This window comes from Ferdinandcohnia sp. QZ13 (assembly GCF_031324165.1).
Lineage (GTDB): Bacteria > Bacillota > Bacilli > Bacillales > Bacillaceae_L > Ferdinandcohnia.
This window is the reverse complement of record NZ_JAVIVW010000015.1, coordinates 1,644,149-1,667,393: the sequence shown is the minus strand read 5'-3', so window position 1 is coordinate 1,667,393 and position 23,245 is coordinate 1,644,149. Positions and strand designations below refer to the sequence as shown.

Below are 23,245 nucleotides of genomic sequence, written 5' to 3'. Positions count from 1 at the left end.
AAAGGGGTGACAAACTATGTTTGGCTTACTAAAAGGGATGAAGTACACCCTTAATCAATTAACCTATAAAAAAGTCACATATGATTATCCGAATGAACCACTGCCACTGCCAGATCGTTTTCGTGGTATTCAAAAATTTTATCCGGAAAAATGTATCGTATGTAATCAATGCGCCAACATTTGTCCAACCGATTGTATTCAGTTAACCGGGAAAAAGCACCCTGATCCAACCAAAAAAGGGAAAATCATTGATACGTATGACATCAACTTTGAAATTTGTATTCTATGTGACCTTTGCACAGAGGTTTGTCCGACAGAAGCAATTGTCATGACAAACAACTTTGAGCTCGCAGAATATAGTCGTGACGATTTGTTTAAAAACCTTGAGTGGTTAGATGAAAACGATACGAACGTAAGGAAGGAGAATAAAGCGTGACCGGAGAATTTTTAGCATTCATTGTCCTAGCAATTAGTGCGATTGGCGGCGGTATATTAATGCTGAACCTCCAAAAGGTCATACATATGGTTATCGCACTTGTCTTCACCTTCATTAGTATCGCAGGTTTGTACGTCATGCTTCATGCGGAATTTGTTGCAGCTGTGCAGGTCTTAATTTACTCAGGAGCCATCACCATTTTAATGCTCTTTGGAATTATGCTCACGAAGCATAATGACACAAGCGAGCCAAAGGTTAGTCGAGGTCGAACCCTGCTTGTTGTTTTCGGGATTCTTGCATTCGGTGTTGCCGTGTATCTCGGCATTTACGACTTGGATTTTGGCGGGCAAGCAATCGAACTTCATGTGAACAACACTGAAAAGATTGGAATTGAGCTTTTTGCAAAGTATGTCATTCCGTTTGAATTAACTTCTGTTGTGTTGCTTGTTGCGTTAATAGGCGCCATCATCTTAGCGAAAAAAGACAATGAAGAGGAGGCGAATGAGGAATGAGTTCAATTCCATTAGCAGCCTACCTAGTCCTAGCGTTAATTTTATTTTGTATCGGCCTATATGGTGCGTTCACAAAAAGAAATACAGTGATTGTCTTGATTTCCGTTGAGTTGATGCTGAATGCAGTAAATATTAATTTTGTGGCTTTTAGTAAATACGGAATGGCCCCAGGGATTACCGGGCAAGTTTTCGCACTGTTTACGATCGCCATTGCAGCAGCTGAATTTGCTGTAGGTCTAGCGATTTTGATGGCACTGTACCGCAACAAACGCACAGTTAACATTGATGAAATGAATTCGATGAAACATTAAAAACGTAAAGGCGGTGGGCTCAGGAGGTTCTGCTTGCCTTTAACGCAAGTCAAAGAAGGGGATTGTGATACGATGATGGAAAATGCATGGATCATACCGCTTTTCCCGCTTATCTCTTTTTTGTTCCTTCTTATATTCGGTAAACGAATGAAAGAGTCGAGTGCCTATATTGGCATTCTGCTAACGTTTGTCTCATTCGTCTACTCGGTGTTGGTTCTCGTGGCAAGACTTGGAAATCCAACATTCAAATATGAGAGCACGTGGTTATCAATTGGGGATGTTCACTTAACAGCGGGGTTTGAAGTCAATCAATTAAATGCACTTATGTTAGTGGTAGTATCACTTGTTAGCTTTTTAGTACATATGTATTCCAAAGGGTATATGCATGGGGATGAACGCTTTCCTGTATTTTATGCGTACCTTGGGTTATTTACCTTCGCAATGCTAGGCTTGGTGATCTCACCAAACCTACTGCAAACGTATATTTTCTGGGAGCTTGTTGGACTCGGTTCCTTCTTATTAATTGGCTTCTACTTTTATAAGGAAGAAGCAAAGGCTGCTGCAAAAAAAGCGTTTATAATGACGCGCATCGGGGATGTTGGCCTATTAATCGGGATGATTCTATTATTCTGGCAAGTTGGAAGCTTTGAATATGATAAAATTTTTGACGCAGTTGGTGCAGGGGAAATTTCATCCACCATGATTACCTTAACCGCGATTTTAATTTTTGTGGGTGCCGTTGGTAAATCTGGTCAATTCCCACTTCACTCTTGGTTGCCAGACGCGATGGAAGGTCCGACACCTGTTTCGGCTTTAATTCACGCGGCTACGATGGTTGCGGCAGGGGTTTATTTGGTGGCAACAACTTATCCCTTATTTGCAGCAAGCCATGCTGCGATGATGACAGTTGCTGTGATTGGTGGTATTACTGCTATTTTTGCAGCATCTATCGGCTTAGCGCAAAAGGATATTAAACGTGTTCTTGCCTACTCCACGGTGAGTCAACTAGGCTACATGATGCTTGCGTTAGGATCAGCCGGCTATGTTGCAGGGGTATTCCACTTAATGACACATGCTTTCTTTAAAGCATTGCTGTTCCTAGCGGCGGGTAGCGTGATTCATGCCGTCCATACTCAGAATATCGAGGAAATGGGCGGATTATGGAAAAAGCTTCGTATTACAGGTCCGTTGTTCTTACTTGGAACCTTAGCAATCAGCGGTGTTCCGCTTTTCTCAGGATTCTTCAGTAAGGATGAAATCCTACTTGCAACCTGGGTACAAGGGAATTACGTATTGTTCTGGTTGGCAGTACTTGCAGCGTTCTTTACAGCATTTTATATGTTCCGTTTGTTCTTCATGGTCTTCACTGGTGAGGCAAGAGGAAACCAAACAAATGTGAAAGAGTCACCAAGCTCAATGACGATTCCAATGATTGTTCTAGGTGTCCTTGCGGTTGTAGCGGGTTATGTGAATACACCTTGGTTTGGAACGTTTTTAGGGGATTGGTTAACGGAAGGGACGAATCTATACGGACCGGGTCATATAGAAGGACCAGGTTGGATTATGGCGGTTGCAACTTTCGTATCTCTATTTGGTATCTTGCTTGCCTATGCGATGTATCAAAGAAAATCAATTTCAAGAGATTTTTTCAGTTCTCGAGCACCAATCATGTACAGCATCGTTTACAACAAATATTTTATTGATGAGTTTTACAACATGACCATTGTCTATGTGACAAAGGCATTCAGCTTATTCCTCGCGTTTATTGATGAATTTTTAGTAGGTGGCATTGTAAAGGGTGTGGCTCAGGCCACACAAGGAATCGGGAAACTTGGAGCTAAGCTTCAAAATGGCCAGGTACAAATGTACACATCCGTTGCCTTTGTGGGATTAGCCATTTTACTTCTCGTTGTAGCACTGACAGGGGGGTACTTAAGATGAGCTCATTTATTCTTTCACTTTTAGTATTCTTCCCGATTTTAGGTATTGCGGTTCTCGCGTTTATACCAAGAACTGAAGAAAAAACAATCAAGCTCGTTGGGGTCTTGGCAACGATTCCTTCACTTGTTCTTGCCCTGTATGCATACGGGTTTTATACAGGTGGTGGAGACCTTGTAAAGCTAAAGGAAACAGTCTCTTGGTTTGGCTTTTTACCGAAAGGAAATCCGTGGGAAGTCAATTATGAGATGGCACTTAACGGTCTAACCTTAGTGCTCGTCCTATTAACAACCGTGATTTCGACTCTTGCGGCGATTGCCTCTGTTCATATTAAAAAGGAATGGAAAGGGTATTTCATGTTATTCCTTTTACTCGAACTTGGCATGCTTGGTGTGTTTACAGCAGGTAACTTGATTTTATTCTTCATCTTCTTTGAAATGACACTCATTTCGACGTTCTTCCTGATTGGGAAATGGGGTTATTTTGAAAAAGAAAAGGCAGCGTTTAGCTTCTTAATCTTTAACGGACTCGGATCTGCCATTTTGTTGATTGTCATTATGATCATTTTTGCAAAGTCTGGAACAACGAACATTGCGGCATTAACCGCAATCTTTGCAAGCCCGGCAGATAGTTTACCAATTCCAGGTCAATTTTCGAAAGAATTGCGTCTTGGATTGTTGATTGCCATCCTTATTGGATTTGGGATCAAATTACCGATTTTTCCATTGCACACATGGATGTTACGTGTACACGTACAGGCACCACCATCGATTGTTATGATTCACTCTGGGATCCTTTTAAAAATTGGAGCGTACGGAATCATCCGCTTCGGAATGGGATTCTTCCCGGATGAGTTTAGCAGTCTAGCACCAATTGTTGCTGTTCTTGGGGTAATCAATCTTTTATATGGTGCCTTTCTAGCATTTGTCCAAAAGGACTTCAAAATGGTTCTTGCCTACTCGAGTATTTCTCACATGGGAATTGTGTTGATTGGTCTCGGTGCGATGAATGAGGCAGGAGTGCAAGGCGCGGTCTTCCAGGTTGTGTCTCACGGGTTAATCTCAGCATTATTGTTCTTCTTAATTGGGGTCATGTATGAGCGGACTGGAACATCGTATATTGACAAACTTGGCGGTCTTGCGAAGGTGATGCCACTAACAGCTGGATTTTTATTAGCAGCGGCAATGGCTTCACTTGGATTACCAGGAATGTCCGGATTTGTTAGTGAATTTATGGCCTTCCTTGGATTGTTCAAGGAGATGCCGGTACTTGCTGCAATTGGGGCAATTGGTATCATTATGACAGCTGTGTATTTATTACGTGCGGTGTTAAATGTGACATACGGAAAATCAAATCAATCCTATGAGGGCGCGGTTGATTTACGTCCGATTGAGATAGTTCCGGTATTTGTGTTACTTGCGTTTATCGTATTAATTGGTGTTTATCCTAACGTGCTTACACAGCCACTTCAGGTCGCACTTGAAACAATCATGCTAGGGTTAGGAGGGTGAGCCGATGGATACAGAAACTTTGTTAAGCTTTGAATGGGGAGTTATGGCACCAGAATTTATCATCCTCGGTGTTGCAACCCTTCTATCGTTAGTTGATTTATTTATGGGGAAAGACAAGGACCGACGCCCCCTCGGTTGGATTGGGATGGTTGGAATTCTTGTTGCGATTGGGTTTACGATCTCCTTAATTGGAAATGACGTTACGTCCATTTTGTACGATACATTTAGACTAGATTCATTTGCGATTGCGTTTAAATTGATTTTATTAGTAGGAACTGGCCTTGTCATCTTACTTGCCATGAGCTATGAGCCGAAGGATGGCATCGGTGGGTACCGCGGTGAATTTTACTACTTACTTCTAGCAGCACTCTTGGGTACGATGATTATGGCATCAAGTGCTGATTTGATTACATTGTTTGTAGGATTGGAATTACTTTCGATTTCATCTTATATATTAGCTGGAATACGAAAGCGCAATAAGCTTTCCAATGAATCCGCAATGAAATATGTGATTAACGGAACGGTTTCAACCGCAATCTTTTTATTCGGTGTCAGTTATGTATACGGGCTAACTGGAACCTCCAATTTAAAGGAAATCATGATGGTGTTCGCAAGGCTTCAGGATCCGCAGCATATTTATCTTGTCGCCCTCGCACTGTTTATGATTGTTGTCGGTTTATCCTTTAAGATTGCAGCTGCTCCATTCCATATGTGGGCACCAGATGTGTATCAAGGAGCACCAACACCTGTTACAGCCTTTTTAAGTGTTGTTTCAAAGACAGCGGGCTTTGTCATCATTTTGCGAATCGTGGTAACAGTCTTCATTCAAGCTCCGTCTGGAAATCAAGAAACGCAGTTTATCCTGTTCCACTTACAAGATCTGTTAGCGATTATTGCGGGAGCAACAATGATTATTGGTAACACTGTTGCTTTAAGACAACGAAATGTAAAGCGGATGATGGCCTATTCAAGTATTGCTCATGCTGGATATTTATTAGTAGCATTTGTCGCTTTCTCTTATTTTATGATGGATGCGATTTGGTTCTATTTGGTGGCCTATCTGTTCATGAGTCTAGGATTCTTTGCGGTTCTTCAAGTCATTACGCAAAAATCGGACTCAGAGGACATTAGTCAATTTGCAGGATTGTATAGGCGCTCACCTGTACTAGCTGTGGGACTTGGTGTATTCATTCTTTCGTTAGCGGGTATTCCGGGAACAGCAGGCTTCATCGGAAAACTTGAGATTTTCATTGGAGCATTTGTCACAAGTCCATCGCATTATGTGTTAGCGTCGATCATGATTGCGACAACCGTCGTTTCGTATTTTTATTACTTTGGAATCCTTACACAAATGTTCTTTAGACCAGCAGAAGATGACAGCAAAATTAAACTGCCATTAGGTGTGTTGATTGTTGTGATTGTTGCTGTAGTCGGAACAATCGGATTCGGGATATTCCCAGGTGTCGCCTTCGAATTCATTCAACAGTTCGAAAGCTTCGGTGACTTTATCGGTTAAAGAATAGGGCTGGAGCTTTCGAGAATAACTAGTCCTTTTCAAACAAATAGGGGTGTATTTTACTGGGAGAGGTATGGGGATGCCTCTTCCTTTTTTCATGCTTGTTTTTAGGGGACTTTCGTTATAATAGATGGTAAAATGGAGTGGTGTGATTTCGGCCCATACGAGGTGGGTAACAAAGACGTCGCCATAGGACGTGTGGTCTATGATTCCGAAAGGAGTGGTTTTATGTTAGCTGGTTTTGGGTATCAAGCACTTATCAGTATTATTTCACATTTATTTTTTATAGCGATTACGTGGTGGGCCCTGCAAAGCATTCGGTATGAGCATTTGGTGAAGCCAAATCATGTTTTCCAAGTGCGCGTTCTTCTGATCCTAGTGACAATTGCTATCGGGTCAACGGTCAGCAATTTCTTCTTAGATTATCTCCTCTGGTCACAACAATTACCAACTATACTTGATTAAAGGTCTGACCCTTATGCAGGAAGTTTATGTAAGGTTAATCCTAACTAAAGCTTTGGAATACGTTCTCCACTACTTTCCACGTATCCGTAAGTAGGGCACTGGTAAAAATGTAAGTAAGGAGAGGAAATCAGAAAAACATGAACTCATGCTCCAAAAGCGCATGGCTTTTATCAAAACATTTCTTAGTATGCTTCATCATCGAAAATATACGATGGATATTATTGGGATGACCCTTTTGAAGGGAAAGGTGATAATACGAGGAACTTCATTTTTAGACTTGATGATTTTCACGGACTAATTCCATTGGCGATAATTCTGCATAAGTTTGCCCCCTATGAATGTCATCAAATTCTATATTAGGATAATTTGAAATGTAGTAAATAAAGAAGACAAACCCTCATAAATAAGAAGTTCCTTTCGTATTAAATGTACTATGTGAACTATGGAAAGTTTTCACCTAAAAATATTCCTTCAAATATTCAAATATTTGTCGACAATTATTGCGAAATTCCCACAAATTTCACTTGTGCCAATGTGGCTTTGAGTGATATGATGTAAATTGGTTTTGTGTAAAATTTGTACATGAATAAGCCGTGTTAGCACGGTGATCATTCAATTTTTATGGATTGATGTACACAATACTTTCACACCCAAAACAGAGACATTTGCCCGGTGGGTTGCATATACTACATCAGTGCGAACGAAATTTTCCACTACAAGTAATGAATATGCAAAGATTGGGTTCTATAAACAGCAGTCAAGATGGAACACCAATTGTTACGAATGAATATGAATATATAGAAAATGGGACGCGGAGGGGAATACCTTGGAAAAAATCATCGTCCGCGGCGGTCATAGGTTAAACGGCACAGTCAAAGTAGAAGGCGCAAAAAACGCTGTTTTGCCAGTTATCGCTGCATCCTTATTAGCTAGTAATGGTAAAAGTGTGATAAATGAAGTACCCACGCTCTCAGATGTGTATACGATTAATGAGGTATTGCGCCATTTAAACGCAGAGGTTACATTTGCAAACAATCAAATCGTTGTCGATGCATCAAGAGAGCTAAAAACAGAAGCACCTTTTGAATATGTTCGAAAAATGCGCGCATCTGTACTTGTTATGGGGTCATTGCTTGCCCGCAATGGTCACGCGAGAGTTGCTCTTCCTGGCGGCTGTGCAATAGGTTCAAGACCGATTGATCAGCACTTAAAAGGATTTGAAGCAATGGGTGCAGTTGTGAAAGTTGGAAATGGATATATCGATGCCGAAGTCAATGGAAGACTTCGCGGTGCAAAAGTATATATGGATTTCCCAAGCGTAGGAGCTACTGAAAACATTATGATGGCTGCTACACTTGCTGATGGAGTTTCCATCATTGAAAACTGTGCAAAAGAACCAGAAATTGTAGACCTTGCCAACTTCCTAAATGCAATGGGAGCAAAGGTAAGAGGTGCAGGCACTGGAACCATTCGCATTGAAGGTGTAAAAGAATTGCATGGAGCAATACACAATATTATTCCTGATCGCATTGAAGCAGGCACATTTATGGTAGCCGCTGCAATAACAGGTGGTAATGTGCTTGTTCAAGGTGCAGTACCAGAACACCTTAGTTCGCTAATTGCAAAAATGGAAGAAATGGGCGTTACTATCATTGAAGAACAAGATGGTTTACGTGTCATTGGCCCAGAAAAATTAAAGGCTGTCGATATTAAAACGATGCCACATCCTGGTTTTCCGACTGATATGCAATCGCAAATGATGGCATTATTACTTCGTGCACAGGGTACAAGTATGATCACAGAAACTGTATTTGAAAATCGCTTCATGCATGTCGAAGAATTCCGACGCATGAACGGTGACATAAAAATTGAAGGTCGTTCTGTTATTATTAACGGAGAATCTCAGCTTCAAGGAGCTGAAGTAGCTGCAACTGATTTACGCGCTGCTGCTGCACTTATTTTATCCGGATTGGTTGCAGATGGCTACACTCGTGTAACAGAACTGAAGCACTTAGACCGTGGTTATGTGAACTTCCATCAAAAGCTTGCGGCATTGGGTGCTAACATCGAACGTATGAACGAAGAAACCGAAAGCCTCGTGGAAGAAGTTAAAGTGAACTTTTGACTAACCACAAAAAGCTAGGGACATTACCCATACAAGGTAATATCTCTAGCTTTTTTATTTTTATACATATAATGTTAATCCTTTTTTGTAAGAGGCATGATGTTTGCGATAATGAGAAGTACTAATATGACGCCTGTGGCTTGAGAGTCTGGATGATCAGTAATAAAAAAATTATAAACCGTAATTAACAAGGCAAGTGCAAGACATATTCTGATTACCAAGTTTTTATTCATTTTGCTCGTTTCCCCTTATATTAAAAATGGAAATACCAGGTAAATTATACTATGTATGGTAGAAAGTAGAATATATAATTTTTTACTATTTTTGAGTCATAAACGCTTGTCCACCACCATAAATATTGAGATATAGGTGCATGAACGAAATGCATTAATTTTAATGTGGAGGCTTGCATTCATGAAACAGATTAAACCCATCGTTGTACTAGTTTCTGTCCTTTTTGTCCTGATTCTATTGATTCCATCGATGCTTGTTATTCCGTTTTCCGGTAAGGAAGCGGTAAAACTCGCAGAAGAACGACAATCGAATCCAGAACCGCCTCAAATTGCTTCGGGCCCGACAGTGGAGGTGGCTGTGCACCGCGTCAGTGCTCAAAAGATTGAAAATGTTCCTCTTGAGGATTATGTGGTAGGTGTTCTAGCAAAGGAAATGCCTGCAAAATTTGAACTAGAAGCATTAAAGGCTCAGGCATTGGCGGCAAGAACCTATGTGGTGCGGCATATGCTCAGTGAGGAAAAAATCGGTGTTCCAGACGGTGCTGATGTGTCTGATACGACGAACCATCAAGTATATAAAAGCATTGAGGAGCTAAAAGCGGAATGGAAAGGCGATTATGATTGGAAAATCAAAAAAATAACGCAAGCCGTAAAAGAAACACAAGGTCAAATTCTTACCTATGACGGAGCGCCAATTGATGCCCAATTTTTCTCGACGAGTAATGGCTATACGGAAAATTCCCAGGATTACTATAAAAATGAGTACCCCTATTTAAAAAGTGTGGAAAGTCCGTGGGATGTAAATACAGAGAAATTTCACGATCAAGTTCAAATCTCAGTTGCTGATTTTGAACAAAAGCTAGGGATTAAGCTTGGCAGTGGAAATGATGTTGGAAAAGTAACAGCGAGAACACAGTCTAATCGTGTTGCAACGGTTGAGATTGGCGGAAAGAGTTTTACAGGCAGGGAAGTTCGTGAAACGTTAGGACTACGCTCAACAGATTTTTCATGGGAGCGCAAAGGCAACAACATTGTCATTAAGACGAAAGGCTACGGCCATGGGGTTGGCATGAGTCAATATGGTGCGGACGGAATGGCGAAGGATGGAAAGAGCTACAAGGAGATTGTGTCGCACTACTATCAGGGTGTAGAAATTTCATCCACTGAAAACTTTTTAAATAAATTAACGGTCAAGAAATAAGGGCAGAGGGATTAGTTCCCCTCTGCCTTTTTGCTGTTCAATCCTTCTATCCACTGAAGAAGATTTTTGAATCGTGGTAGCTTTTCACCAAAATAGCTTACTTTAACAATCGTAAATAGCACGAGTACGCCAATAGTGTCTTTAACCAGATCAATGACGGTCGCGGACCGGTAAGGGACAAAGTATTGGTGAAGCTCATCAGAGAACCCATACGCGATGGAGAGAACTGCAGCCAGAATACTTGTTTTGGGCGTAAACTTTCCTTGTACGAGAAAAAACATAACCCATAGACCGTAGAGAATTCCGAATTCGATTAGATGGAGTGATTCTTTAAAAGCATGATCCCACGAAAACGGCGTGTTCACGATTGCGTCAGATGGAAGGCTGGATAAAATAAAAATAAAAATCATATATAAAAAAGGTGCTATTAATAGTAGTAATCGCAAAAAAACTTTCATGAATGAGTCTCCTTTTTAAAATGTACTTACATATTATAGCATTCATTGTGGCTGTGAGGGAGATGCTGTTAGAGTATCCATGAAGATGTTTAGGATTGAAACGTTGTCAGGGCAGCTAGCGAAAGAGGAGCCTAAAAGGAAATTAACGGTGGTAATCTACTTCATTGAGGGGATGAAGAGGAAGGTGGGAGGTGCGCTAGGATTAAATCAACTTCTTGGGGTTATGAAGACCGAAATGCAGGTCCGGGTGAAGCCGGAAAGGTCATCATCGAGGTTATGAAGACCTGAGAGCGGACCAGGCGTTTTGAGAAAGGTCATCATCAAGCTTATGAAGTCCCGAAAGAGCCGAGGGTCAACTCCGAACGGTCCTCATCCGGCCGATGAAGACCCGAATGTAAGCCGGGATGTTGTGAAAAGTCCTTCATCTGAGTGTGAAGCCGCGATTGAGCGTCTGGCCGCGAAAAATCTCATAAAGTGAGAATAAGCCTCAAAAGCTCCCCCGCCCCCTGATAAATAAATTCCTCCATCAACACGGGATCCACAAGAACCATGCCTGTGGCTCCATGAACCACAAAACTTTGGGACCACCGGAACCGTCCCCTTAACCCCCTTTTTTAACAAAATTTTGGATTCTATGAATAATATTTTTAGGTTTGTCGAAAAATAATCGAAAAAAATTTTTTGAATATGTATATAATTCCGCGAATGTGTTCAGAATGGTTGCTGAGGTGATAAACATGAGAGAGGAAGAAAAGAAACGTACTTCTCAAAAATCAAGTTTACAACGCTTATTTAGAAAGCGTTGGGTGTTTCCAGCAATCTACTTGGTAAGTGCAGCACTCATTCTAACCGCGGTTTTATGGTTCACAGGACAAAACGATGTAGCGAAGGATGATTTGAAATATGGTGAAAATCAACCGGGAACAGCTACAGGTGATGAGCCAAGCTTACCAGTAAACCAAGCGGCAGAAAACTTTAAGATGCCTGTCATTGACGAGGATGCCATTCAAGTCTTTAGGGAATTCTACGATGCAGAGGCTTCAGCAGAAAAGCAAGAAGCAGCTCTTGTAGTCTATAACAATATTTATTCCCCTAACAAAGGAATTGACATCGTCGCTAAAGACGGTAAGACATTTGAAGTAGTTGCATCATTAGCTGGAACTGTAACACGTGCAGAAAAGGATCCACTACACGGAAATGTTGTGGAAATTGAGCACACTGACGGTGTGGTCACAATGTATCAATCACTTGCAGACTTAAAAGTAGCAAAAGGTGACGTAGTTGAACAAGGTGAAGTCCTTGGAATGGCTGGCGAAAATCAATTTGACAAAGAGGCAGCAATTCACGTACACTTTGAAATCCGTAACAACGGAGTAGCTGTTAATCCACTTGAGTACTTTGGACAATCTGTAACGAAGCTTGAAAAGAGTGAGCAAGGTACAGAAGACAAAGAAGCTGCAAGTAACGAAGAAGACAAGCAACCTGCAGAAGATAAGCAACCTAAAGAAGAGAAACCAGAAGACAGTAAGAAGCCAGCAGATGAAGAAGGCACTCCTGCTGACGATGAAGACTCAGATGAAGAGGAAAATGCAAATTCAACTGATGCTTCAATCGGAATGGCGAAAGCTTAAGCTAGGAGAAACAGTAGTCTAGCTGTGGTGGCAACTTTAGCTAAAATTCAAACCGATTACTCAAACCGAGTAGTCGGTTTTTTTATGATGTGCAAGGTTAGAGGGACCCTGCAAAAATATGGTGGCGCTATGAACTTGTCCCTCTATCCCAAAATCTTTTTATTTTCCACTGAACTTTTTCTTATCCTCAATCGTATTATCTTCGGAAAAACATTTGAAAGGAACGTGATCCAGCATGACAGGGTTTGAAGATATTAACTGGGCGCTTATCGCACCGATTATTGTGATTCAATTAATTTTAATGGTGACAGCTTTAATTGACCTTGCAAGAAGTGAAGGAACGAATGGGCCAAAGATTTTATGGGTGTTTGTCATCATTTTAGTCAGCATGATTGGTCCAATTCTCTATTTTGTAATTGGAAGGAAGAGATAGAATGACGGAAACTCTAGTTTCAATCGAAAATATAGTAAAGCGGTTTGGGAAGGAGCCAGCGGTGAATAATCTTTCTTTTGAGATTAAAAAAGGGAGTTGCACCGCATTGCTTGGTCCAAATGGAGCGGGAAAAACAACAACACTCAGGATGCTAGCGGGACTCCTTCACCCAACCTCGGGAAAAGTTGCATTTGATGGCATGGAAAATGGCGACAATCGGAAGTACATTGGCTATCTGCCACAACACCCGGTTTTTTACAACTGGATGTCAGCAAGTGAATTTTTAGTATATGTCGGACAGCTTGCACATTTATCAAAAAAAGAATCCCACCAAAAAGCGGAAGAATTACTAGAATTAGTAGGACTCGCTGACGCGAAGAAAAAGAAAATTGGCGGATTTTCGGGCGGTATGAAACAGCGCTTAGGAATTGCACAAGCGATGATTCATGAACCAAAGCTTGTCATGCTTGATGAACCTGTGTCCGCGCTAGACCCTGTCGGTCGCCGTGAGGTCATTGAAATGATGCGAGAATTGAAAAAGAAAACAACGATTCTCTTCTCTACACACGTATTGCATGATGCAGAAGAGGTTTGTGATGATATTGTCATCATTCGTAAAGGTGAATTGGCATTAAGCGATTCGTTGGCGGGTCTACGAAAAAAGCACCAGCATGATGTGATCGTTATCGAAGCCGAAACAGATATCTCTGACTGGGCAAACGGCTTAACAGCGATTGAGTCGGTTCATGAAGTGAGCGTAGAGCGGACGACGGCCACAATTGTGGTAACACAGCTTGATACAGCGCGAAATGCTATTTTACAAGATATCTTGATTAAAAATATACCAGTTTCCACGTTTAAAATTGGTCAATCGTCGCTCGAGGATGTATTTATGAAGGTGGTGAAGTCATGAGGCAATGGATGGTATTGTTTAAAAAGGAATGGATTGAGATGACACGGAATTTTAAAATTCTGTGGATTCCACTTGTGTTTATTTTATTAGGTATCATGCAACCGGTCACCTCGTATTATTTGCCGGAAATTATAAAAGCAGCGGGCGAACTGCCAGAGGGAGCGGTTTTTGAAATGCCAATCCCATCGCCTCAAGAGGTCATCGTGCAAACCTTTGGACAGTACACTCAAATTGGAATACTTGTGTTAGTGCTAGCGTTCATGGGGATTGTTGCAGCTGAAAAAAACAGCGGCGTGTCCGATATCATTCTCGTAAAACCCGTTTCGTTTGCCAATTACATTACAGCAAAATGGGTCAGTATCGTTTTCATGACAGTAGGTTCATTTTTATTAGGAATCTTAGCGTCTTGGTATTATACCGGAGTTTTGATTGGCGATATTGGATTCGGGGAATTAATAAAGGGCTCACTTGTCTATGGAACATGGCTTGTATTCCTTGTGACGGTCACACTTCTATTAAGCTCACTGTTTAAAAGTAATTTAATTGTAGCTTTTGTCTCGTTATTAGTAGCGATTGGGCTGTCAGCCATTACATCCTTATTATCGAAATGGATGACATGGAGCCCGGCAAGACTTTCAACACATGCAAGCAAGCTTCTATTAACAGGTAGCCCAGACAAACATTTTGCTCTATCATTGACGATATCCATTCTTTTAATTGTAATTCTGTTGATCGGTTCAATCTATCTTTTCGCGAAAAAAGAACGTGCAGCATAATGAAACAAAGCATGGCCAGTTGGCCATGCTTGTTATTTTACAATGACTTGTCCCGTCATTCCTTCCTTGGAATGGTACCGACATATCAGTTCATATGTACCGGGCGTTTTTGGTCCGACAGTAACAATTTTAATTTGTTTTGGTTTCAGTTCATAGTCAATTCCGAGCTTTTCTACTGTGAAGGTGTGTTCCTTAACTCCGTTGTTTTTCAAGACCAACACGAACGGTTTTCCTTGGGGTAACGTGATGGCTTTCGGGTTAAAATAATCATCGTTTATTTCGACCTCAAATTTTGCCATCGGCTCTAAAGGCTGTGTTTCGGCAAATACACCCATTGAGCCAACCACAAATAACGCAAGGATAACACTCAAGCTTGTTAACCACTTAATCGCAGACATTTGCATCCCTCCTTTCTAGTATTAGCTTCTTCTAAGTCATAAAATATTATCACTACAAGTTATCCTTAATATGAAAAAAACAACGCTGCGATGCTCCGACCGCTCCATTCATATGCAATCTTTCGTTTTTCCATAGTCATGTATTTTCAAGTATTGACTCATATCTACAAACCTCGAGTAAATACGAAGTTATTTTCGAAATAAGTCTGATCGTATCGGATTTATTGTCAGAATAATAGGGACAATTACTCAAGGAAAAAGGTGGGAATCCGTAGAATTTCTTAGTATTGGTGAAAGTCCTGCAAAAAGATAAAGGAGGAGGGATTGGTTTTATAAGAAAAAGGACTTGCCCAATAGTATGTTTAGGGAGATGAAACTTAGGTCATGGGTAAAAAACGAACACTTAAATTTACATTAATTCTATTAGTCTTTTTATTAACATTTTCTTCATTTGGAATGGGAGCATTCGCACAAGTAAACAACGAAAAATCCTCTGCTCCGAAACAACTAGCAGAACTATATGGCAACATAGATCTGAAATCCTCAAAGTCTACAACCGTAATAGTGGAACTTACCGAAGCATCGATTGTCGAAGCAAAACAGACTGGAAAATCTCAAACAAAAGCAAATCTAGCAAAAGAGCGTCAGAAGGTAAAGGACGCAGTGAAACAAGCGGCGAAATCTAGTAAAGTGAACCGCGAGTACGATTATGTATTCTCTGGGTTCTCTGTCGAATTAAAAGCAAATGAAGTTCCGGCATTACTTGCAGTGCCTGGGGTAAAAGCGGTATATCCCGATGTGGAATATACGATTACAGAGGATACTGGTGAAACCATTTCGCAAGAGGCATTCAGTCCTCAAATGGCTGCAAGTGCTCCATTTATTGGCGCTAATGACGCTTGGGAAGCAGGTTTTACAGGGGAAGGGATTACAGTAGCTGTTATTGATACAGGTGCTGATTATACTCATCCTGACTTAAAACACGCATTTGGAGACTACAAAGGCTGGGATTTTGTAGACAATGATAATGATCCACAGGAAACACCAGCTGGTGATCCACGTGGAGCAAAAACAGATCATGGTACTCACGTATCTGGCACAGTAGCCGCAAATGGTGGTATTAAGGGAGTAGCTCCAGAGGCCGCACTTTTAGCTTACCGTGTATTAGGCCCTGGTGGTAGCGGGACAACTGCAAATGTAATCGCAGGAATCGAGAAAGCTGTTCAAGATGGGGCGGACGTAATGAATCTTTCATTAGGTAACTCATTAAACGACCCTGATTATGCAACAAGCATTGCCTTAGATTGGGCGATGGCAGAAGGTGTTGTCGCAGTTACTTCAAATGGAAACGCTGGACCTGCAAATTGGACAGTTGGATCACCAGGTACATCGCGTGATGCCATTTCTGTAGGAGCTACACAGCTTCCGTTTAATGTGTATAATGCGTCTATTTCAACAACGGAGGGTGTTGAATATCCGTCTGCGAAGGTGCAAGGATTCCCAAGTGATGGTGAGTTACTCGCTCTGAATGGAAAAGAGTTTGAGTTTGTACATGTAGGATTTGGTTCACCAGAGGAGTTCGCTGGAAAAGATTTAAATGGTAAAATCGCGTTAATTAGCCGTGGAGCAGGAATTGCATTCGTTGATAAAGCAATTGCTGCTAAGGAAGCGGGTGCAGTGGGTGCGATTATTTATAACAATGTCGCAGGGGAAACTCCTGATGTTGCTGGCATGGCTGTTCCGACGATTAAAACAACGTTAGAGGACGGGAACAAGCTATTAGACGAGCTTGCAAAAGGAAATAACAAAGTAAGCTTCAATATTGAATTCTCACACGGTGTAGGTGAAACGATGGCTGACTTCTCCTCACGTGGTCCAGTAAACCAAACTTGGATGATAAAGCCTGATGTATCAGCACCAGGGGTAAACATTACAAGTACCATCCCAGGTGGTTATGGTGCGAAGCAAGGAACAAGTATGGCATCTCCGCATGTTGCAGGTGCAGCTGCATTGATTTTACAAGCACATCCTGATTGGAATGTAGAAGATGTAAAAGCAGCATTAATGAATACTGCAGTGGAGTTAAAAGATGCGAGTGGAAAAGTATACCCACACAACACGCAAGGTGCTGGAAGTATCCGTCCGCTAGATGCAATCAACACAAGCACACTTGCAGCCCCAGGGAGCTATTCATTTGGTGTGTTCGATAAGGACAAAGGAAAACAAGTTGAAAAGCAGCATTTTACACTGAAGAATCTTTCAAATGAACGAAAAACATATAGCTTTGACGTTTCATTCGCTGGAAACCCAGCAGGCATTAAAGTGATGACAAGCAACAACCTAAAAGTAAATGCAGGTCAATCTCAAAAGGTAAATCTGAATGTTCAGGTGGATGCTGGAAAGCTTGACCAAGGATACTATGAAGGAACGATTACAATTAGCGATGGAGACCAAACATTCGACGTACCGACAATCCTATTTGTGAAAGAGCCAGACTATCCACGTGCTGAAGCAGCATTTGTTACATTTGACGGTTATGGCAACCTAACTCAGGTTGGAGGCTTCTTCCCTAGTGGGGCGGAGGAAGTAGAATTCTTTGTTTATTTATCAAATTCAGCTGGTCAGGCAATTGGTTATTTGGGTGACATTGCTGTTTATGAAAACGTACCTGCAGGATATCAATATTTTGATTGGGATGGAACGATCACTTCTGCAGCAAATGGCCAAAAACTCAAATTACCAAAAGGCAATTATTACAACGTCTATGCTTATGCAACATACAAGGGTCAAAGTGACCTTGCAGGAACAAACTTCCTGTACAAATAAGTAAGAAAAATGGTGTCAGGCTCATTTGCCTTGACACCATTTTTCTTTATAGCTTCAACCCTGTTCGACTCTTAAATCTCCTTAATAAAATATGACTTTCCACTCTTGTGATCCCGTCCAAACTATAGAGCTCTTCATTAATAAATTTTTCAAGCTTGGCGAAATCCTCAACAAGGACGTGCATATGCAGGGTGCTTGGTCCTGTCATTTGATAACAACTTGCGACACTTGGATTGTTCGCGAGTGTCTCCGCGACCCTTACAAGTGAAGCGGGCTCACAGTCCACTTCGAAAAAGGCAGACACTCCTTTACCCACTTTTTCAGAGTTGATCACGACTGAAAATTTTTCAATGACGCCTTTTTCAATCAATTGATTGACGCGTTCGCGAATCGATACCCTTGAAAGACCAAGTTGTTTTCCAATATCCACGTAGGACATTCTTCCATTTATGGTTAACAACTCAAGAATTTTTTTATCCGTTTCATCGATTTTCATTGAATCCCCACTTTTCAACGGTTTACTTGCTTACATTTATTTTACCATCGGTTGAAACAACACACAGCAACAAAATGGACATGCTTACGTTTTGGTGTATGTCGAAAACCCACTTCTTCGCATTTTTGCTTATTTCGTTAAAATTATAGAATATATTTTAAATTTCAATTATAATCATAATTATAAACAAAAAATTCCGTTTGTTAATCAATTTTCGAAAAATAACTAACAATTGTCAAAAATGGGGTACATAGAAGGGGGATTTTAAAAGTGAAATTGGATTATTTGAATTACCCGTATGCTTCACAACGAATGGCGACTTTCGCGAAAAATGGGATGGTGGCAACGTCCCAGCCATTAGCGGCCCAAGCAGGGTTAGATATTCTAAAAAAGGGCGGAAACGCAATTGATGCAGCCATCGCAACAGCTGCAACCTTAACTGTTGTTGAACCGACCTCGAATGGAATTGGTGGGGATGCATTTGTACTTGTATGGGTGAAGGGTGAGTTGCATGGTCTAAACGCAAGTGGACCAGCGCCAAAAAGCATTTCAATTGATGCGGTGAAAGCAAAAGGTCACGAAGAAGTGCCGACATTTGGCTTATTACCAGTAACAGTGCCTGGTGTTCCTTCCGCATGGGCAGAGCTGTCTCGACGTTTCGGAAAGCTTCCTTTAACCGAAGTTTTAAAGCCTGCAATTCAATATGCTGAGGAAGGCTACCCATTATCACCTGTTCTTGCGAAATACTGGAAGGGTGCCTATAAAAAATACAAAGAAATATTTACAACACCAGAATATAAAAGCTGGTTTGATACATTTGCGCCTGAAGGTCGTGCACCTGAAATTGGAGAGGTATGGCGATCGGAAGGCCATGCAAATACTCTTCGTTCCATTGCGGAAACCAATGCGGAAAGCTTTTATAGAGGCGAGCTAGCAGATAAAATCGATGCTTTCTTCAAGGAACATGGGGGCTTCCTTTCAAAAGAGGATCTAGCAGACTATAAGCCTGAGTGGGTGCAGCCCATTTCGGTAAACTACCGTGGCTATGATGTATGGGAGATTCCGCCAAACGGTCAGGGAATTGTTGCGTTAATGGCGCTTAATATCCTGAATGGTTTTGATATAAAAGAAAAAGAATCGGTTGAAACCTACCATAAGCAAATTGAAGCTATGAAACTCGCCTTTTCAGACGGCAAAAAATATGTGACAGACCCTGAAAAAATGTCAGTGACGGCAGCGCAGCTCTTATCTGAAGAATTTGCGGCACAAAGACGAAGCCTGATTGGTGAAGAGGCACTAACACCTGAACCAGGAACACCACCACGTGGAGGCACTGTCTATTTAGCGGCTGCTGACTCAGAAGGTAACATGATTTCCTATATTCAAAGTAACTACATGGGCTTTGGCTCTGGAATCGTAATTCCGGGAACAGGGATTGCCTTGCAAAACCGTGGACATGATTTTTCATTAGACCCTGCACATGAAAATGCATTGGAACCAGGCAAAAAGACGTACCACACGATCATCCCTGGATTTTTAACAAAGGATGGGGAAGCGGTCGGTCCATTTGGAGTTATGGGTGGATACATGCAGCCACAAGGTCATGCGCAAGTGATTATGAATACGATTGATTTCCATTTGAATCCGCAGGCAGCACTTGACTCGCCAAGATGGCAATGGATTGAAGGTAAAAAAATAGTGGTGGAACCGAACTTCCCAACGCATGTTGCGCAAGCACTGGCAAGACGTGGTCACCAAATTCAGGTAGCTCTTGATGGCGGCAGCTTTGGTCGCGGTCAAATTATCTGGAGGGACCCGAAAACGGGCGTCCTTGCAGGAGGTACGGAAGCGAGAACAGATGGTAGTATTGCATCTTGGTAATCAAAACAGAAATGAGATGATTGTATGAAATACCTTAATATATTTATCGCCTTTTTTCGTTCGGGGATATTGGGTTATGGAGGCGGACCGTCTTCCATTCCTCTCGTTCATAAAGAGGTCGTTGGTACCTTCAAATGGATGAATGATGATGAATTTTCAGATGTACTCGCACTTGCAAATACATTACCGGGCCCGATTAATACGAAAATGGCAGGCTATATTGGCTATCGTGTAGCAGGAATCCTAGGTCTCTTGACAGCATTATTTGCAACGATGGTTCCGACGATTATACTCATGATTCTTCTATTAACTTTTTTATCGTCAATCAAGGATCAGCCTTGGGTGCACGGGATGGTAAAGGCGGTAATTCCAGTCGTCTGTGTCATGATGGCAACATTAACTTGGGACTTTTTAAAAAAATCAAAGGATTCTCTAGGCTGGAAGGTTGCTGTAGGAATCGTTGTAGTAAGCTTTATATTAATTGAGTTTGTGGGAATTCACCCGGGTATCATCATTGGGGTACTTCTTGTTGCCGCAATCGTTAAGAGAGACAAAGCAAAAGAAGTCGAGCAAACAATAGAAAAGGGTGTTGGCATGTGATTTATTGGCAAATTTTCTTAGCCTTTTTTATACCTGGCATTGTTGGATATGGTGGGGGACCATCCTCCATTCCTCTTGTTGAAAATGAGGTTGTTGGACGTTATGGTTGGTTAACCGTTTCCGAATTCAGTGAGGTGCTCGCTCTCGGAAATTCCTTGCCCGGTCCGATCGCAACAAAAATGGCAGGCTATATTGGGTATGAAGTAGCGGGAATACCAGGTTCAATTATTGCAGTCTTTGCGACTGTAGCTCCTTCTCTCATTTTGATGATTGTTTTACTGGGCTTTTTATACAAACATAAAGATTCGCCAAAGGTAAAACGCATGTCCAGCTATGTTCGCCCGGCGATTGCAGTTTTACTAGGTACTTTAACAATAAGCTTTTTCGCAACATCATATGCGGATGCAGGCATGTGGCAAACCATTATCATAATAGTGGTGAGTTTTGTATTAATGGAAAAATTGAAGGTTCACCCCGCCTATGTCATCATTGGGGCACTCGGATATGGCGCGTTTTTTCTAGCATAAAGAGGTGTAAAAAATGAAACTTTTATTAACAGGATTCGTTCCTTTTTTAGATAATCCCATCAATCCAACCGAGGAAATCGTAAGAGCTTTAGAAGGGCAAACCATCGGTGGATATGAAATTATAGGAACAGTGCTACCAGTTGATTTTGCAGAATCAGCTAAACAATGTATCGAGCATATCAATGAGGTAAAACCCGATGTTGTGATTTCATTGGGGCTTGCTGCAGGAAGAAATAAAGTCACGCCTGAACGAATTGCAATCAACTGTCGTGATGGGGCTGCGGATAACAGCGGCGTGAAATTGCAGGATGCACTGATTGAAGAGGAAGGTCCTGCGGGTTATTTTTCAACATTGCCGATTCGAGAGTTTGTAAATGCTTCGGTTGAAAAAGGATACCCTGCCACGATCTCAAATACAGCAGGGACCTATCTTTGCAACAATGTCATGTACTCGGTGTTGCATAAAATCGAGCAGGAGAATCTTGAGATGCGTGCGGGCTTTATTCATATTCCAGCTTCACATGAACTTGGACTTAAGAAAAATGGCATCCCAAGCTGGTCATTAGCGGATCTAACTGCTTCGATTCAAGCGATGATTGAGGTGCTAGGGGAGTAAAGTTGAATTAACGGCTGTTACACAAATAGCTGTTTGAATACAAGAACATTATTTGAAAACACTAAGAGGGAGCCTAATTCGAGGCTTCCTCTTTTTCACTTACGAAAGGACTTATACCATGAAGCAATTTCATATTTTTATTGCGTTTTTTAAAGTTGGTTTACTTGGCTATGGAGGCGGTCCGTCCTCCATTCCACTTGTCCATAAGGAAGCAGTAGAGCGTTACAAATGGCTAAATGATGATGATTTTGGCGATATCCTGGCCCTCGGGAATACTTTGCCCGGCCCAATTGCAACGAAAATGGCTGGCTATATTGGCTATCGTGTTGGCGGCTGGCTTGGGATGATCAATGCTGTTTTGGCAACCTCAGTCCCGACAATCGTATTAATGATTATTTTACTTACTTCATTGACCTCCTTTAAAAATCTTGCCTGGGTACAGGGGATGACAAAGGCTGTATTGGCTGTAGTTGGGGTTATGCTAGCCCAATTAACCTGGGAATTCTTCATCAATGCCAAAAAGGGACTGGGTTGGAAAAGGGTCATCTTATTAGGGGTGGTAAGTGTGCTAGTGTTGGATGTGTTTGGCGTGCATCCCGGTATTTTAGTTGGTGCATTACTTGTACTTGCCTTGGTGAAAAAGGATAAGCAGGAGGAGAAGCAAACATGATATACGTGCAGCTTTTTATTGCTTTTTTTATTCCTGGGATCCTCGGCTATGGAGGCGGTCCTGCATCCATTCCTCTTGTTGAAAATGAAGTAGTCCATCGTTATCACTGGATGTCAGTTCATGAGTTTAGTGAAGTGATTGCGATTGGGAACGCGTTACCGGGTCCAATTGCTACTAAAATGGCCGGGTATATAGGGTATCAACAGGCAGGTGTGATGGGCGCGACAGTTGCCATATTTGCTACAGTTGCTCCTTCACTACTTTTAATGATCGGCTTGTTAAGCATTTTGAAAAAGTTTAAGCACTCTCCGAAAGTAAAGCGGATGACGAACTATATCCGGCCAACAATTGCTGTTCTTTTGGGAGCAATGGCGTATCGCTTTTTTCAGGAATCATATGAGGATGCCGGGTTGGTCCATAGTATTATTTTAGTGGTGCTCAGTTTTTTGTTGCTTGAAAAATGGAAGGTTCACCCTGCGTATGTGATTGTTGGATCACTTGTATATGGGGCGGTGTTGTTATAGAAGGTTTTAAAAAGGAGACCGGCTTAACCTGAAAGTGCTTGGGAAAAGGCTATTATGGCTAGCGCCTTTTCTTGAAATATCTGGCTGTCAGTACAAATAGGAGATTTATATTATAGTATTTTCCAACAAAATCCAAAACTGTGGCCATAAAAGTTCTTTATGTTGAGGGATTTTCCTTATATATCCAAATTTCTAGACATAACATGCTTTTATCTTGTGGCTTTTTCCGGTATGTACCAAAACCGCAA

23 protein-coding genes are annotated in these 23,245 nt (G+C 41.5%); 20 read left to right on the top strand and 3 right to left on the bottom strand.

Annotation, left to right across the window (positions count from 1 at the left end; all coding sequences use genetic code 11):
• Window positions 1-16: 16 nt before the first annotated feature.
• The 9 genes from nuoI (at window position 17) to spoIID (ending at window position 10,248) form a co-directional block, all read left to right on the top strand.
• Window positions 17-436 carry an NADH-quinone oxidoreductase subunit NuoI gene (gene nuoI, locus RGU12_RS22100; protein WP_010677182.1) on the top strand — a complete coding sequence of 140 codons (420 nt, stop codon included), beginning with the start codon at window positions 17-19 and terminating at the stop codon, window positions 434-436.
• A complete protein-coding gene (locus RGU12_RS22095) occupies window positions 433-948 on the top strand; it encodes an NADH-quinone oxidoreductase subunit J (RefSeq protein WP_309537987.1) in 516 nt (171 codons plus the stop codon). The genes nuoI and RGU12_RS22095 overlap by 4 nt, the downstream gene beginning before the upstream one ends.
• Window positions 945-1,259 (top strand): NADH-quinone oxidoreductase subunit NuoK, encoded by a 315-nt coding sequence (nuoK, locus tag RGU12_RS22090; protein WP_116352023.1) that lies wholly within the window; start codon window positions 945-947, stop codon window positions 1,257-1,259. Before RGU12_RS22095 ends, nuoK begins: the two co-directional genes overlap by 4 nt.
• Window positions 1,260-1,331: 72 nt before the next feature.
• Window positions 1,332-3,200, top strand: coding sequence for an NADH-quinone oxidoreductase subunit L (gene nuoL / locus RGU12_RS22085; protein WP_309538311.1), 1,869 nt, complete (start codon window positions 1,332-1,334; stop codon window positions 3,198-3,200).
• On the top strand, window positions 3,197-4,708 hold the full coding sequence (locus tag RGU12_RS22080) for a complex I subunit 4 family protein (protein ID WP_309537986.1): 1,512 nt from the start codon (window positions 3,197-3,199) through the stop codon (window positions 4,706-4,708). The genes nuoL and RGU12_RS22080 overlap by 4 nt, the downstream gene beginning before the upstream one ends.
• A gap of 4 nt (window positions 4,709-4,712) precedes the next feature.
• Entirely contained in the window at window positions 4,713-6,224 is a 1,512-nt protein-coding gene (gene nuoN, locus RGU12_RS22075; protein WP_309537985.1) for an NADH-quinone oxidoreductase subunit NuoN, read from the top strand.
• A gap of 228 nt (window positions 6,225-6,452) precedes the next feature.
• The gene (locus RGU12_RS22070) at window positions 6,453-6,689 is read left to right on the top strand and encodes a DUF1146 family protein (RefSeq protein WP_136380703.1); all 237 of its coding nucleotides are present in this window, start codon (window positions 6,453-6,455) and stop codon (window positions 6,687-6,689) included.
• Between the two features lie 826 nt (window positions 6,690-7,515).
• On the top strand, window positions 7,516-8,814 hold the full coding sequence (murA, locus tag RGU12_RS22065) for a UDP-N-acetylglucosamine 1-carboxyvinyltransferase (RefSeq protein WP_309537984.1): 1,299 nt from the start codon (window positions 7,516-7,518) through the stop codon (window positions 8,812-8,814).
• A 414-nt stretch (window positions 8,815-9,228) separates the two neighbouring features.
• A complete protein-coding gene (gene spoIID / locus RGU12_RS22060; RefSeq protein ID WP_309537983.1) occupies window positions 9,229-10,248 on the top strand; it encodes a stage II sporulation protein D in 1,020 nt (339 codons plus the stop codon).
• Window positions 10,249-10,259: 11 nt separating this feature from the next.
• Here spoIID and RGU12_RS22055 read toward each other — a convergent pair whose 3' ends face one another.
• Window positions 10,260-10,706, bottom strand: coding sequence for a VanZ family protein (locus RGU12_RS22055; protein ID WP_309537982.1), 447 nt, complete (start codon window positions 10,704-10,706; stop codon window positions 10,260-10,262).
• Window positions 10,707-11,443: 737 nt separating this feature from the next.
• Between RGU12_RS22055 and spoIIQ the strand changes: the two genes are divergently transcribed.
• From spoIIQ to RGU12_RS22035, 4 genes are all read left to right on the top strand, one after another.
• Window positions 11,444-12,337, top strand: coding sequence for a stage II sporulation protein SpoIIQ (gene spoIIQ, locus RGU12_RS22050; RefSeq protein WP_309537981.1), 894 nt, complete (start codon window positions 11,444-11,446; stop codon window positions 12,335-12,337).
• Between the two features lie 235 nt (window positions 12,338-12,572).
• Window positions 12,573-12,770 carry a PLD nuclease N-terminal domain-containing protein gene (locus RGU12_RS22045; protein ID WP_116352033.1) on the top strand — a complete coding sequence of 66 codons (198 nt, stop codon included), beginning with the start codon at window positions 12,573-12,575 and terminating at the stop codon, window positions 12,768-12,770.
• Window position 12,771: 1 nt separating this feature from the next.
• A complete protein-coding gene (locus RGU12_RS22040; RefSeq protein ID WP_309537980.1) occupies window positions 12,772-13,683 on the top strand; it encodes an ABC transporter ATP-binding protein in 912 nt (303 codons plus the stop codon).
• Window positions 13,680-14,459 (top strand): ABC transporter permease, encoded by a 780-nt coding sequence (locus tag RGU12_RS22035; protein WP_309537979.1) that lies wholly within the window; start codon window positions 13,680-13,682, stop codon window positions 14,457-14,459. The genes RGU12_RS22040 and RGU12_RS22035 overlap by 4 nt, the downstream gene beginning before the upstream one ends.
• Window positions 14,460-14,491: 32 nt before the next feature.
• On the opposite strand, the gene RGU12_RS22030 is transcribed toward RGU12_RS22035, so the two are convergent.
• The gene (locus RGU12_RS22030) at window positions 14,492-14,857 is read right to left on the bottom strand and encodes a cupredoxin domain-containing protein (RefSeq protein WP_309537978.1); all 366 of its coding nucleotides are present in this window, start codon (window positions 14,855-14,857) and stop codon (window positions 14,492-14,494) included.
• A 384-nt stretch (window positions 14,858-15,241) separates the two neighbouring features.
• Between RGU12_RS22030 and RGU12_RS22025 the strand changes: the two genes are divergently transcribed.
• Complete coding sequence (locus tag RGU12_RS22025) at window positions 15,242-17,683, top strand: S8 family serine peptidase (RefSeq protein ID WP_309537977.1); 2,442 nt, start codon at window positions 15,242-15,244, stop codon at window positions 17,681-17,683.
• Between the two features lie 46 nt (window positions 17,684-17,729).
• Here RGU12_RS22025 and RGU12_RS22020 read toward each other — a convergent pair whose 3' ends face one another.
• Window positions 17,730-18,179, bottom strand: coding sequence for an Lrp/AsnC family transcriptional regulator (locus tag RGU12_RS22020; RefSeq protein WP_309537976.1), 450 nt, complete (start codon window positions 18,177-18,179; stop codon window positions 17,730-17,732).
• Between the two features lie 312 nt (window positions 18,180-18,491).
• Between RGU12_RS22020 and ggt the strand changes: the two genes are divergently transcribed.
• The 6 genes from ggt (at window position 18,492) to RGU12_RS21990 (ending at window position 22,997) form a co-directional block, all read left to right on the top strand.
• Window positions 18,492-20,060: a gamma-glutamyltransferase gene (gene ggt, locus RGU12_RS22015; protein ID WP_396232418.1), complete on the top strand. Its 1,569-nt coding sequence runs from the start codon at window positions 18,492-18,494 to the stop codon at window positions 20,058-20,060.
• 24 nt (window positions 20,061-20,084) lie between these two features.
• A complete protein-coding gene (locus RGU12_RS22010; RefSeq protein WP_309537974.1) occupies window positions 20,085-20,660 on the top strand; it encodes a chromate transporter in 576 nt (191 codons plus the stop codon).
• A complete protein-coding gene (locus tag RGU12_RS22005) occupies window positions 20,657-21,187 on the top strand; it encodes a chromate transporter (protein WP_309537973.1) in 531 nt (176 codons plus the stop codon). Before RGU12_RS22010 ends, RGU12_RS22005 begins: the two co-directional genes overlap by 4 nt.
• Window positions 21,188-21,200: 13 nt before the next feature.
• Entirely contained in the window at window positions 21,201-21,803 is a 603-nt protein-coding gene (pcp, locus tag RGU12_RS22000; RefSeq protein WP_309537972.1) for a pyroglutamyl-peptidase I, read from the top strand.
• A 118-nt stretch (window positions 21,804-21,921) separates the two neighbouring features.
• A complete protein-coding gene (locus RGU12_RS21995; protein WP_309537971.1) occupies window positions 21,922-22,473 on the top strand; it encodes a chromate transporter in 552 nt (183 codons plus the stop codon).
• Window positions 22,470-22,997 carry a chromate transporter gene (locus RGU12_RS21990; protein ID WP_309537970.1) on the top strand — a complete coding sequence of 176 codons (528 nt, stop codon included), beginning with the start codon at window positions 22,470-22,472 and terminating at the stop codon, window positions 22,995-22,997. Before RGU12_RS21995 ends, RGU12_RS21990 begins: the two co-directional genes overlap by 4 nt.
• Window positions 22,998-23,245: the final 248 nt, after the last annotated feature.